This is a genomic window from Streptomyces resistomycificus, from assembly GCF_001514265.1.
In the GTDB taxonomy this organism is placed as follows: domain Bacteria; phylum Actinomycetota; class Actinomycetes; order Streptomycetales; family Streptomycetaceae; genus Streptomyces; species Streptomyces resistomycificus.
This window is the reverse complement of record NZ_KQ948996.1, coordinates 224,586-236,860: the sequence shown is the minus strand read 5'-3', so window position 1 is coordinate 236,860 and position 12,275 is coordinate 224,586. Positions and strand designations below refer to the sequence as shown.

12 protein-coding genes are annotated in these 12,275 nt (G+C 69.1%); 7 read left to right on the top strand and 5 right to left on the bottom strand.

Annotated elements, in window-relative coordinates; genetic code table 11:
• Window positions 1-158: 158 nt before the first annotated feature.
• Entirely contained in the window at window positions 159-1,391 is a 1,233-nt protein-coding gene (locus AQJ84_RS27145) for a GNAT family N-acetyltransferase (RefSeq protein WP_030040449.1), read from the bottom strand.
• A gap of 747 nt (window positions 1,392-2,138) precedes the next feature.
• Here AQJ84_RS27145 and AQJ84_RS27140 point away from each other — a divergent pair.
• Window positions 2,139-2,429, top strand: a complete 291-nt coding sequence (locus tag AQJ84_RS27140) for a hypothetical protein (RefSeq protein ID WP_128092266.1) — start codon at window positions 2,139-2,141, stop codon at window positions 2,427-2,429.
• A gap of 176 nt (window positions 2,430-2,605) precedes the next feature.
• Here AQJ84_RS27140 and AQJ84_RS27135 read toward each other — a convergent pair whose 3' ends face one another.
• Window positions 2,606-3,073, bottom strand: coding sequence for an ATP-binding protein (locus tag AQJ84_RS27135; RefSeq protein WP_051869893.1), 468 nt, complete (start codon window positions 3,071-3,073; stop codon window positions 2,606-2,608).
• 233 nt (window positions 3,074-3,306) lie between these two features.
• On the opposite strand from AQJ84_RS27135, the gene AQJ84_RS43185 reads away from it, so the two are divergent.
• Complete coding sequence (locus AQJ84_RS43185) at window positions 3,307-3,492, top strand: hypothetical protein (protein WP_128092265.1); 186 nt, start codon at window positions 3,307-3,309, stop codon at window positions 3,490-3,492.
• Between the two features lie 405 nt (window positions 3,493-3,897).
• Window positions 3,898-5,379 (top strand): alpha/beta hydrolase, encoded by a 1,482-nt coding sequence (locus AQJ84_RS27130; RefSeq protein ID WP_030040446.1) that lies wholly within the window; start codon window positions 3,898-3,900, stop codon window positions 5,377-5,379.
• 178 nt (window positions 5,380-5,557) lie between these two features.
• On the opposite strand, the gene AQJ84_RS27125 is transcribed toward AQJ84_RS27130, so the two are convergent.
• Window positions 5,558-6,037, bottom strand: coding sequence for an RICIN domain-containing protein (locus AQJ84_RS27125; protein ID WP_030040445.1), 480 nt, complete (start codon window positions 6,035-6,037; stop codon window positions 5,558-5,560).
• Window positions 6,038-6,740: 703 nt separating this feature from the next.
• Here AQJ84_RS27125 and AQJ84_RS44370 point away from each other — a divergent pair.
• The 3 genes from AQJ84_RS44370 to istB all read left to right on the top strand — a co-directional run bounded on the left by AQJ84_RS44370 (window position 6,741) and on the right by istB (window position 8,903).
• Entirely contained in the window at window positions 6,741-7,313 is a 573-nt protein-coding gene (locus AQJ84_RS44370; RefSeq protein ID WP_225877236.1) for a terminase gpP N-terminus-related DNA-binding protein, read from the top strand.
• A 283-nt stretch (window positions 7,314-7,596) separates the two neighbouring features.
• Window positions 7,597-8,097: a Mu transposase domain-containing protein gene (locus AQJ84_RS44365; RefSeq protein ID WP_225877235.1), complete on the top strand. Its 501-nt coding sequence runs from the start codon at window positions 7,597-7,599 to the stop codon at window positions 8,095-8,097.
• Complete coding sequence (istB, locus tag AQJ84_RS27115; protein ID WP_225877234.1) at window positions 8,094-8,903, top strand: IS21-like element helper ATPase IstB; 810 nt, start codon at window positions 8,094-8,096, stop codon at window positions 8,901-8,903. The genes AQJ84_RS44365 and istB overlap by 4 nt, the downstream gene beginning before the upstream one ends.
• A gap of 508 nt (window positions 8,904-9,411) precedes the next feature.
• Here the strand turns inward: istB and AQJ84_RS27110 are convergent.
• Complete coding sequence (locus tag AQJ84_RS27110; protein WP_225877233.1) at window positions 9,412-9,963, bottom strand: HIT family protein; 552 nt, start codon at window positions 9,961-9,963, stop codon at window positions 9,412-9,414.
• A 1,036-nt stretch (window positions 9,964-10,999) separates the two neighbouring features.
• On the opposite strand from AQJ84_RS27110, the gene AQJ84_RS27105 reads away from it, so the two are divergent.
• On the top strand, window positions 11,000-11,377 hold the full coding sequence (locus AQJ84_RS27105) for a nuclear transport factor 2 family protein (RefSeq protein WP_030040442.1): 378 nt from the start codon (window positions 11,000-11,002) through the stop codon (window positions 11,375-11,377).
• A 489-nt stretch (window positions 11,378-11,866) separates the two neighbouring features.
• Here AQJ84_RS27105 and AQJ84_RS27100 read toward each other — a convergent pair whose 3' ends face one another.
• On the bottom strand, window positions 11,867-12,142 hold the full coding sequence (locus tag AQJ84_RS27100) for a hypothetical protein (RefSeq protein WP_030040441.1): 276 nt from the start codon (window positions 12,140-12,142) through the stop codon (window positions 11,867-11,869).
• Window positions 12,143-12,275: the final 133 nt, after the last annotated feature.

The following is a 12,275-nucleotide window of genomic DNA, read 5'->3' as shown; positions in this document are numbered from 1 at the left end:
ACCATAGGCTCGGCGTCAGTTCCCGAGAGGCCGGAAACGCTGTAACCCACATGGAGGTTCGGCGCCCACGCCCGCTCAGCCCTTCGCACGTCGCGAGCAATCCGCCCGACGCGTGACTACGAGCTGACGGGACTTGTGCGGGGTCGGCGAGCGCGCGGTCAGAACCAGTGCAGGCAGTGCGGGGAGCGCTCGGCGCGGAAGAGGGCGTCAGCGAGGGTGGCCGCGCCCGGGCGGTGGGCCCGGATGTGTCCGGCACGCACGAGCGTGCTCGGGGCCGTGCCGCCGAGGTAGACCGAGCCCAGGTCGCTCACGTCCAGGGACAGGTCGGGCTCCCGGTCTGTCGGGACGCAGTCGGCCTTGCCGTCCCGGACGGTCAGCAGGTAGCGGCCATGCTCGCCGAGGAAGGGGTCCTCGACGTCGAGGACGAGTTCGCCGTCCATGAACCACCCGCGCGCGGTCAGAGCACGCGGGACGTCCAGCAGCCGCACCCAGAGCCAGTCCATGTCGCCGCTCACCTCGCCGGCGCGGCGGTCCGCAAGCTGCCAGCGCAGCGGGTGCTCTGGCGGGACGTGCTTGAACACGACCTGAGAGACCAGGTCGTGTCCGAGTACGAAGCGGGCCAGGGCCGTGAAGACGGCGTCGTCGGTGGCGATGGTCTCGTCGACCGTCAAGGTGTTGGGCTCGCCGATCGAGTAGCTGGCGTAGCCGTCCGGGACGCCGTCGGCGTCACGGTGAACGGCGACGTAGCGCGGTGCCGGCGAGATCGGGGGCTGCCCCGCCCGCAAGGCCCACCAGCGGTGCGGCCGGGACAGCGCGCCGGGCTGGGCGCGCCGATACCGGTCGTAGACCACTTCCAGGATCTCGCCGCACTCGGCACGACGCAGCACTTCGACCGAGTCGTTGTCCGAACCGGTCGCCGGTGCGTCGGCCTCTCCGCGCGCCCGGGGAACGGCGAGGGCGGCCTTGTGGCGCGGCACCGTCAGCTGCGCGGTGTAGGTCGCCGGTCCGTAGCCGAACCTGCCGTAGATCGGGGCCTCAGAGGCCAGCAGCACGGAGAGGAACTCTCCGCGGGCCCGCGACTCGGCGAGCTGATGCCGCATCATCGCGCTGAGCACGCCCTGGCGTCGGTGTGAGGGGAGGACGCCGACGGCGGTCACTCCCGGGGCCGGGACGAGGGTGTCACCAGGCAGGGTGAGCTCGAAGGAGTGCGTGGCGGCGGTGCCGACGGGTCGCCCGTCCGCCGTCAGGGCGAGCAGGCAACGGTCCATTTCGAGCGCCGACCACCAGAGCCCGCCGCCCTCGACCGGGGTTTCCGGGAAGCGCCCGAACGCGGCATGGACAGTGTCGACGAAGACGTCAAAATCCTCATCGGCCGTGGAACGAATCTCCATTACTGGCGCTGCCTCCTCGAAATACCGGCACCACGACTCGTGGTGTCCCGCCACAGTGCAGCGTTGCCCCGTGGCTCGGGCAAGCGAATTACGGCCGGGCCCGCGGCCGGTTACGGCCCGGCCCGGTCCCAGCCCGGCACCAGGGGTGAGTAGCGGTGTTCGGGGTCGGCGGCGGTGATCCCCGAGCGCGAGGGAAGACGCCAGGCCGTCACTGGCGGTGGCCGCGGCGCGCCCCAGCGGATGCCCCTCTCGCTGCGGATGCGGCGCGCTCGAGGCGTTGGGCGCCTGCACGTAGGGGTGTCGGCGTTGGCGATGGACGTGGCAGTGGCGGTGGCGATGGCGATGCGCCGACGCGGGTTGCCGCCCAGGCTGACCGCCAGGGGCCCAGCCGCCTCCGCCGGTGAGCCGGAGAGCCGGAGAGCCGGAGAGCCGGAGAGCCGGAGAGCCGGAGAGCCGGAGACAAAGCTGCCCGAACTCGTCGACACGCGAACAACCGGTCCGGGAAGCGCTCCACCGCTCCAGGAACTACTCGATCCGGTCAAGCTTGGCGCCGCGGTCGGGACCGGGGACTCCAAGGCTCGGCCGCGGGTCTCGCCCGTCGGCGACCGGCCCTCGACCGGCGGGGACCCGGCGGCGCGGCCACACGGCGGCCGTCACCCGTTCGTGCCTCTGGATGGGCGCGGCCACCGGACGGCGGGCAGGCTCGGAGGCAGCTCATGTCAGCCGTCCCGGACGAAGGGATTCTCCATGGCAGTCAGCGACAAAGTCCGCACCATTGGCCGCAGTGGCCTGGAAGTGCTTGACATCGCCGTGTCCAGGCCGTGCACGGTCGAGATCAAGGAGCCCCGCGACACCCTCGCCCTCACCCGGCGCGTCAACGGCGTGAAGCTGGATGTCGTGGACGACCCCAACTTCGCGGCTCTCAAGAGGGGGCAGACCATCCCGTGGGGAAGCATCCGCGCTTCCGGGGATGAAGGTGTGCGGATCTCCTACCGGGTGCGGACCGGACGGGACGTGACGGGAGACCCCGAGTTCTGAGGCCTGCCCACACCAGGCTGTCTGGGAGAACGTGTCCAATTAAGACGGCCCAAAAAAAGGCAGCCGGTGGCCCCGACCCGCACACTGACACTGCGCCCGCCATGGCCTCTCCCCCGCCGGCCTCGCTCCCCCGCCGGCCTTGCCCCCCTGTGGCGGCGACGCTTCGCGGCAGGCCGTCAGGGAATGCCGTGGGAGTCCAGCGCAGGCCCCGGCTGCTGCTGGAGGCCGCGTCCGGTGACGTCTCCGCCGGGCTCCTCGGTCAGGGCGATGCGGGCGGTGATGCGTTTGCCGACCGGCTCCCGCTGGACCTCGAAGCCCTGAGCGACGGCCATGACGATTTCCAGGCCGTGCTGCCCGACTCTGCCCGCATCGGCGGCCCGGGCCACCGGCAGCACCGGATCGCTGTCCCACACGATCACTTCCACCACGGCCCCGGCGATGCGCAGCTCCATCAGCACGGGTCCGGGAGCGTACTTCCGGGCGTTGGTGACGAGCTCGCTGACCACCAGCCGCGTCAGATCCATCGCCCGTGCGGACACCAGGATGCCGTGCTCGGCCTGTGCACGGGCGAGGAAGTCAGCCGCGCGGCGGCGTGCCTCACCGATCACGTGCCCGTCACCGTCCAGGGCGACAGTGTCCTGCATCGGAGGGGCGCCAGGCAGCGCACTGCCCTCACCATCGGAGACTGATCCCGCCGGTTCCACCTTGTTTCCCCCGTTCACCCGCCTGCGCTTACCCCGCACTCTGCCTCGCATGCCCCTTGAGACCGCTTACGTAGAGGGCCGAACGGGTGTTCACCTTAATATCGGTGCAGGCTGGCAGCGCTCGTAGTGTCGGGGCCTCAGGTCCCTCATCAGCGAGCGCAGTCGAGGAAACGGTGACAGGAACCCACGGAGCAGCCCGGCCCGGCCAGTTGTCGATCGACCACTCAGGCGTCGACGGGATCCGGGTTGTCACGATGCGCGGTGAAATCGACCACACCGTCACGAGCGAGCTCACCGAGAACCTGCTGTCCTGCGGCAGCGCGACGCGCCGCGGACCGTGGTGGACCTCAGCGGCGTAACCCTCACGGACTCCAGCGGCATCAATGTCCTTATCGCCGCCCACCAGCCATGAGTGAAGCGCTGGGGTGGCCGGCACTTCCGCTCGCTATGCAATCCATGTGTCCGGGGCATCCCGCTCGAGTGACCGCCGCCGTACGGCCTTCTCCAGCTCCTGCCCCACCGGCGGTGGCGGTCCTTCCCCACACTCACCCGAGCTACCGTCCCAACCGCCGAGTGGGGCTTGGTCTTGGTGTGCGCCCTCCGTTTCTCGCCCTGCGCCCTGATCGCCCCTGAGCGGTCCCCCACCCGACCCGGAAATGCCCCTGACAGGGGCACCGTATGGGCGACAGTGCACCTACCGTGACAACGGTGCCCCGGCCGGGTCCGCACGCCTGAGACAACCACTTCCGTCACGAGGAGGATCCATGCCGTTAAGGGGCAGATCCGCACTGCGGCGCATCGCCACGCGGGGCGCGGCCATGACCGTGGGAGGCGCCATGGCGGTCATCAGCCTCGGCGCCGCTCCCGCGGTCCAGGCGGCACCGTCTGCCACCGCGGCCCTGCGGTGGGCACCGTGTGACGACCCGGCGAAGCCAGGAGCCGAGTGCGCCACTCTCTCGGTGCCGGTCGACTGGGCCTACCCGGACGGGCCGAGACTCGACCTGGCCGTGGCCCGCCGCAAGGCCACCGACCACGGCGCACGCGTCGGCTCGATGGTGTTCGGCCCAGGCGGGCCAGGCGACTCGGGTGTGGCGATGGTGGTGGGCCGTATCAGCAGGTTCAGCCCCGAGGTCCGCCGCAGGTTCGACATCGTCAGCTTCGACCCGCGCGGCGTGGGCGGCAGCAACCCGGTGACCTGCTCCGGCGACCTGCTTGCCGAGCGGCCGTCACCGGAGCTGAAGAGCCAGGCGGACTTCGACGCCACCATGGCCTACAACAGGCGGCTCCGTGCCGACTGCCGGGCCCGTACCGGCCCAGTGTTCGACCACCTTGACACCGCTCAGACGGTCCGGGACCTGGATGCCCTCCGGGCCGCCCTCGGCGAGCGGAAACTGACCTTCCACGGCAGCTCGTACGGCACGCTGCTCGGCGCCCAGTACGCCGAGACCTACCCGCGCCGCGTGCGCGCGATGGTGCTGGAGAGCGTCATGGACCACAGCGTCCCGACCACCCGTGAATTCCTGCGGTCCGAGGCGGCCTCGGCAGAGGATTCATTCCAGGAGTTCGTGAAGTGGTGCGACGGTGCCGCGGACTGCGCGCTGCACGGCCGCGACGTCCGCGCCGTCTGGCAGGGGCTGTTGGCCCGGGCCGGGCGCGGCGAGCTGGAGGACCCGGCGAAACCGGGTACCCCGCTGTCGTCTTCGGACCTTGTCAACAAGATCGCGTTCCGGAAGTTCTACGAGGCCGACTACGCGGGTCTGGCCACGGCGATCGCGGGGATGGACGCGAGCAAGCCGCTGCCCGCGTCACCCACCTCGACAGCGCCGCTGCATCCGGCCACCCCGGTCTTCTGCTCGGACTGGCGCCTGCCAGTGCGCGGCTACCAGGAGTATGCCTCGCTCGTCGCGACGATGGACATGACCGCACCTGACCTGCCTTACCTGCTACCGATCCACATGGCAGCGGCGTGTCTGGGCGCGCCGACAGCCAACCCCCAGCACCGCCTTGACGCACACGGTGCCCCGCCGATCCTGCTGTCCAACGCGCTGCACGATCCCGCCACCGGTTACCCGTGGGCGGTCTCGGTGGCGCGGCAGCTCGGTCGCAGCGGCGTGCTCCTCACGTACGAGGGCCGGGGGCACGGCAGCGTCACCAGCGGCCCGTGTATGGAGGATGCCGTGGACAGCTACCTCACCGACCTGACCGTCCCACCACGGGGCACCAGCTGCCCCGCCGTGCCCTCCTGACAGCTTGCCGATCCGGATCCGCCTGGAGGGCGGATCCGGTGGGAAGACGAGGGAGCTTCAGTACCGTCCGCGGCCTGCCCGACGAGAGGGCCAAGCTGCCGGCGGCCACCCCCGCTGACTGACCGGCACGCTTTAGTTGGCACTCACCACGAGGGGCAGCGCGCGCGCTGGTCGGGAATCATCCCTGGTCATCCGACGAGGGGTAGATCCGCCACAGCTGGGAGAGGTTCGGTCCGCCCCACATGCGGGTCAGGCCCACCAGCCGGTCGTTGCCCTGAAGGTGGTCGACGATGGCCAGGGCGTAGCGCGGGTGCACGACCGAGACCATGTAGTAGTCACCGCCTCGCTCTGCGTGCGAGACCAGCCGCCAGTGCTGGCTGAGGCTGTCCGTGCTTTCTCGAAGAGTCACGATGTCGGGCGGGTTGGCTCCCGCGGTCAGGCAGCGGTGGTTGGCGTACGACTCGATGCGCACGGTGCCGTCGGCGTTCTGTCGCAGGAACCACCGGTGCGAGTTGTTGTCCTTGGCGAACGGGTCCTGTGCCCAGGTCTGGGTGTGGTTGCCGACACCGTCGTGCCAGTCGTTGCACATGAAGTAGGTGCCGGTGACGTGGTGGGTCATCGTCACCGATCCGCCCGCGAGCAGTACGAAGTCGCTCAAGTCAGTGCTCCTCAGCCTCGAGAGTCCTTCACAGGAGAGGGCGCCCCTGAACTCAGCGTAGGCAATCGGCTGTTGCTCCACAGCATGGCAAACCGGTCGTTTCACGAGGCCAGAGGCTGTCTGGGAGGTCTCGAACGGGTGGACGGCACTACTCGAACCACCTGACAGAGCGTCACCCACAGGTCCCGCACGCGGCGCAACGCTGTGGCAACGCACCACTGGAATCGAACGTTCACGGCGACGCCACGCGGCCGGCGTGAGCGGCAGGAACGAGAAGCTGACAGCTATCCCGACAAGCCGGCTGTCTCATACTGTGGGCGGCGATGATCAGCGAGGGTCCACCGATCGGCTGCCTCTGGCTTGCGCGGCCGGGACTTCGTCCAGCCGAGGGCCCGTTTGACAGGCGGCGACAGGCTGAGGACAGGCCGTCGAGCACCAGCCGCGGCCGATCGACGTCGAACCGGCCCTCGTTGAGGCCGCGTCGTACCTCCCCGCGTGCCCACGGCCTGCCCGGAGTGATGGCGCTCTTTGAAAGCGGCCACCTCGTGCTCTGAGGTGGGCCAAACCTGCTCTTTCGATCTCCCCACCCTTCGTGTGACCTTGTCGGGTCTCTTCGCGTGATGTTGAGCGGCGTGTCGCACTGGCATGGGTGTGTCGTGGAGAGCTTGCGCGAGCTACGAGTTCGGCCTGGTCGGGGGCCTGGATGCTCACGCTGGAGGAAGACGTGGACGCTCACGCACTGCGTCGTCAGGGATGGACGATCTCGGCGATCGCGCGGCATCTGGGCCGTGATCGCAAGACCATCCGCTCCTATCTGAACGGTGAGCAGGTCCCAGGGCAGCGCCGTCAGAGCCCGGATGCTTTCGTGCCGTTCCTGGAGTACTGCCGGCAGCGACTGGCAGACGACCCTCATCTGTGGGCCTCGACCCTGTTCGACGAGGTCAAGGGCCTTGGCTATGAGGGCGGATACTCGACGTTCACCCGCGCGCTTCGCCGCTATCAGGTGCGCCCTCACTGCGAGCCGTGTCATGCCGAGACCGGCCGGAACGTCGCGATGATCGCGCATCCTCCGGGCGAGGAGATCCAGTTCGACTGGCTGGAGTTGCCGGACCCGCCGCAGGGGTGGGGAGTGGGCGAGCACGCTCACCTGCTGGTCGGGGCGCTCGCGCATTCGGGCAGGTGGCGGGCGGTGCTGGCGGAGTCCGAGGACTTCCCGCACCTGGTCCAGGCCCTCGACCAGGTGGTCCGCAAGCTGGGCGGGACGGCGAGACGGTGACGCTTTGACCGGATGGCGACAGTCTGCTACCCCTCCAGCGGCCAGGTCACGGCCTCCTTCGCCGCGGTCGCGAAGTACTACGGCGTCGGGGTGGACATCTGCCCGCCGCGTCGCGGCAACCGCTAGGGTGTCGTCGAGAAGGCCAACCACTCGGCTGCCCACTGCTGGTGGCGCACGGTCCCCGATGCGCTGAGCGTCGGCCAGGCCCAGTCCGGCATCGACAAACTCGCCGTCCGGATGGACGAGCGCCGCCGGACCCTGGACGGCCTCAAGGTCACCGTCGGTGAACTCGCGGCAGCCGAAAGGCTGTTGGACGTTCCGGTTCGCCCGTTCCCCGCCGAGCTGGAGGTCGAACGGAGTCAGCCCGCAGTGCCTGGTGTCCTTCGACGGGAATCTGTACTCCATTCCGCCGGGACTGGCCGGGGCCCAGGTCAGGGTCCGGCACCGGCTCGGTGAGGACCATCTCGACATCGCCACCGCCGGACGGGCTGTGATCGCCCGCCACCGCCGGGCTCCTCGCGGCGCCGGTCAGACAGTGCGGGACGCCGGACATGTCATCGCGCTGGAACGAGAAGTCCTGGCGGCCTTCTCGGACCGGGCGCCCTGCAAGAACAAGGTCCGCAGGCCGCCATCCCAGGCCGCGCTCGCCGAGGCCGAGCGGCTGCGCGGACAGCAAGCAGCCGCTGATCCAGCCGAACGGGTCGTGATCGACCTGTCCCACTATGCCGCCGTGGCCGACCGGCTGCGGTCCGTTCCCTCACCGAAGGAGGAGAACACGGAGTGAGTACGTCGCCGATGCAGATGAGCGAAGCACGCCGCTTCCAGCAGCTGCGAGGTCACCTGTCCTACCTCAAACTCAACGACGCCGCCGAGGCACTCAATCGGGTGCTGGACCAGGCCCGCACCGAACGGATGTCGCTGACCGCAGCCCTGGAGAGGCTGCTGGAGATCGAAGTCGAGGCCACCGAGGCCCGCCGGCTCGCCGCCCGCCTGCGGTTCGCCTGCCTGCCCGAACCCTGGACCCTCAACGACTTCGACTTCGCCGCCCAGCCCGGCGTCGACGAGAAGCTCATCCGCGACCTGGCCACCCTGCGCTTCCTCGACGACGCCTCCAACGTGCTGTTCGTCGGGCCGCCCGGCGTCGGGAAGACCATGCTGTCCGTCGCGCTCGGCCGGGCAGCAGTCGACGCCGGGCACCGTGTCTACTTCACCACCGCCGCGGAACTCGCCGCCAAGTGCCACAAGGCCGCCCTCGAAGGTCGCTGGAAGACCTGCATGCGGTTCTGCGTAGGCCCGAAGCTTTTGATCATCGACGAACTCGGCTATCTCCCGCTGCCCGAGGACGGCGCCTCCGCCCTCTTCCAGGTGATCAACCAGAGGTATCTGAAGTCGAGCACGATCCTGACCACCAACGTCGGCATCGCCGACTGGGCCGGCGCCTTCGGCGACGCCACCGTCGCCGCCGCGATGCTCGACCGGCTCCTGCACCGGGCCGCAGTGGCCGGCATCGACGGACCCTCCTACCGGCTGCGCAACCACCAGACCCAGGCCGACACCATCCGCAAGGGAGTGAACGCCCGTGTCTCCTGACGCCGACACCGCCCCGCCCTCCCCGCAGCCAGCCAACTGCCCTGTCTGCCAGGGCGAGTTCATCCCGCACCCCCGCCAGATCTACTGCTCTCCCCGCTGCAAATCCGCGGCCCACCGACTTCCACCCGCACCCCCCGCAGCCCACATCTGCCCCGTCTGCCAGGGAACCTTCACCGTCAACCCCCGCCTGCGACAGGTCTATTGCTCGCCCAACTGCCGACGCGACGCGGAGAAACAGCGCAACCAGGTTCGCGATGAACAGCGAGCCATCCGCCTCGGCGAGCAGGCACGACCGGAGCCCGCGGGCGTCCCCGCTTACGCTGAGCAGGCCCTGGCACCCACCGCGATCCGCAACTGCCCTCACTGCGAGCAGCCGGTCACCATCGTCGCGCTGCTGGCCACCCCCGGCGCAGCCCGGCCTTCGATCACGAACCGCGTCCCGGACATCACTCCGCTCAGACGGACACCGTGACCGGCGCAGGCAGCAGCTCCGCCTGACCGTCACCGATCAACAGGACCCCGGCGACCTTCGGCCGCCGGGCAATGCCTTCCGCAGGGCCACAGCACGCGCACGTCGCACGTCCCACGGGGCTTCGCGCACTTCCGGGTCAGGCATGCGAAACCCGTCGTCCTCGAACCGGGGGACGACATGAACATGCACGTGATGAAGCACCTGACCCGGGATGTGGTTGTTCTGCGTGACGGTGCTACCCACAGCCCCATAGGCGTCCTTCACCGCGGAGGTCACTCTCGCTGTGACCTCGAAAATCTCATGCAGGAGATCGACGGGGAGGGCATGCAAGCCGGTCACGTGAGACACCGGCAGGACAAGGGCGTGACCGGGGTTGTTCTGCCGCTGCTTGAGCGCGGGGACGACGAAGACGTTCTCCGAGCGATAGGCGACCAAGTCCTCATCGATCTCATCTCGCCCGATCCTGCAGAAGACGCAGTCACTCACCCTCAAGACCTCCGAAGTCACCTCACGCTGGCGCTGTCCAGCTGGAACGACGAGTCTGGCAGGCCATCGCCCGGGTGGGCATCTTGATTCCTCTGAGCTCATTCACCGCGGCAGCCCGCCCCAGTGCGACCACGGACCTGGCCACTCACGCTCTTGTTCCCCACATCGTCCGATACCTGACCAAGTGAGGACGAAGAGCAGGTCTGGTCGAAATCAAGAATCCTCATCAGGAGCGTCAGCTCCACCGCCGAGGACACCGCACCCGGCGCCCACAAACATGGTGATGCCACCAGGACGACCGCCGTGCCCGAAGCGCAGGCCTGACCGTGGGGCCGACCCGCCGACTCGTCGGCCCCGGCGGTGGGCGGAGATGGCGCAGCCTCTGCGAAGGAGGCCAGGAGCCGCTCGCGTAACCACCGCGCAGCCGCGTGTGCCCGGCCGACCTCCGGCCGGCTGCGCGCACCTACCAGGGCACGTAGGAACGGCCGATGCGATCCCCTGGCGGGGCCTGGGCCAGAGCCGAGGCCACTGCCACTGCACTGCACTGCACTGCACTGCACTGCCACGGAGTATGCGCTGGTAGGCGCCTGGGAACTGAACTCCAGACGTGGGGCCGCCGGCCTGTCTCTTGGAAGGCGGCGGCCCCCGCAGCGTCCCGGTCAGCCGCCGAGGATGCCGTTGGGCAGGATCGAGCCCGGGGAACCAAGCAGGGCACTGCCGTTGAGGATGGCCGACTGGATGTTGGCCACCTGCTCGATCAGGCTCGGAAGGAGATCTGAGGCAGTGGCGGACGGGGCGGGGGCGGCTGCTTGGGCACTGGTGACGCCCGAGATGAGAAGTCCTGTGGTGAGTGTGCCGACTACTGTTGTGCGTACCGCAGTCCGCCAAGCAGTCATAGGGGCGCTCATGTGTCCTCCGTGTCGTCGCGGGTCACGGGCGGACCGATTCCGCCCGACTTGATCAACCCGACAACTGCGCGGTGCGCCGAAGGTCACTCCACGACCAATGGGTTCAGGCGTAGGCACTAACGACATTGGGATCTATTGGCGGCAAGGAGGGGCGCTGCTTGAGGGGAGATGCCAGGTCGCCCCTGGGCTCCCATGGTCGAGGTGTCAGTGGCTCATGCAAGGGTGCTCCCATGGAACCTTCGGGAGTGGTTGAGGCATTGTGGGATCGGATCGAGGCGCGCGATTGGTCAGGTGTCGCTGACTTGGTCGCAGAGGACGTCGTGGTCGAGTGGCCGGTCAGCGCGGAGCGCATCGTTGGCAACAAGAACTTCGTCGCGGTGAACAGCGAATATCCTGGGGGCTGGTCGATTCGGGTGTTGCGGATCGTGGCTGACGGCAGCGAGATCGTCTCCGAAGTCGAGGTGCCGCACGACGAGTTCGGCGTGTTCCGTGTGGCCTCGTTCTGGACCGTCCAGCAGGGACGGATCGTGCGTGGCCGGGAGTACTGGACGAGTGTTGGGGCTGATCCGCGCCCGGAGTGGCGGGCGGCTCTGGTTGAGCCCATGTGAGGCGGTTGCCGCTCTCAGCGACGTCCCGGTTGATTTGGCCGAGGCGCGGCGGCGCCAGTCCCCTCGGCCTGGATCAGCGTCGAGCACACCAACGCCGAGCTGCGGCAGTGGGCACTCTTGCGGCGCTTACCGGACGCCGTGAGAATCCACGAGGAGACTCACCTGGCGATCGCCCGCCTGGTCTCCGACCGCCCAGCACGGCGGCCACCCGGCGCCGGACAAGCACGCACTCATCCTCGTCCGCAACGGCGCCTGCTGATCACACACCAGCCGAACCGCCAGGCCAGCACGTCCCGACCTCAATTTCACCCGAGGTCGTGAGCGAGCGGCCACCACTCCCCCGCGCTCAGGGCCGACCATGAACCCGACCACGGCCGCCGGAGGCCAAGACCACAGGCCTACCACGACAGGTCACATCGGTACGCGGTGACTGCATAGCGATGGCGCGAGCAATGCGCAGGTCCGGATGTCCGGAGGGCCGCGTGGCGATCAGGGACTGTCACCGGCCCACTCGAAACGGCCGGGATCGCCGGGACGCGGGTCGTACAGGGCGCGGCCACCGGCACCGAACTTGCCGAGCTCGGTGGGCAGAGCGGCGCCGGCGGCGATCTGGTTCGGTGTCCAGCCGGTGACGTCCAGGAACAGCCCGTCCAAGGGCCCGCCGACCAGGGCCACGTAGGTACGGCCCGGGCGCGGTCCGGGATCGGGGTCGTCGTGGTCGTGGCCGTAGACCCGGCCGCGCAGCAGCTGCTCGTCACCGTTCATGCGTCCAGCGTTCCAGGCACCACTGACACTGACACTCGTCAGCGGTTCCGGCGGTCGTAGCTCAGCCGCTGACTGACGCCCTGCTGGGTTGTCTTCGCGTTGCTGTGGCCGTCGGCGGCGCTGGAGGCGTGGC

Coding starts and splice junctions, on each gene's coding strand:
- AQJ84_RS27130 (WP_030040446.1), top strand. CDS start 3,898: ATGCCGTTAAGGGGCAGATCCGCACTGCGGCGCATCGCCACGCGGGGC.
- AQJ84_RS27135 (WP_051869893.1), bottom strand. CDS start 3,073: ATGCAGGACACTGTCGCCCTGGACGGTGACGGGCACGTGATCGGTGAG.
- AQJ84_RS27145 (WP_030040449.1), bottom strand. CDS start 1,391: ATGGAGATTCGTTCCACGGCCGATGAGGATTTTGACGTCTTCGTCGAC.
- AQJ84_RS27140 (WP_128092266.1), top strand. CDS start 2,139: ATGGCAGTCAGCGACAAAGTCCGCACCATTGGCCGCAGTGGCCTGGAA.
- AQJ84_RS27105 (WP_030040442.1), top strand. CDS start 11,000: ATGGAACCTTCGGGAGTGGTTGAGGCATTGTGGGATCGGATCGAGGCG.
- AQJ84_RS27110 (WP_225877233.1), bottom strand. CDS start 9,963: ATGAGCTCAGAGGAATCAAGATGCCCACCCGGGCGATGGCCTGCCAGA.
- AQJ84_RS27100 (WP_030040441.1), bottom strand. CDS start 12,142: ATGAACGGTGACGAGCAGCTGCTGCGCGGCCGGGTCTACGGCCACGAC.
- AQJ84_RS44370 (WP_225877236.1), top strand. CDS start 6,741: ATGCTCACGCTGGAGGAAGACGTGGACGCTCACGCACTGCGTCGTCAG.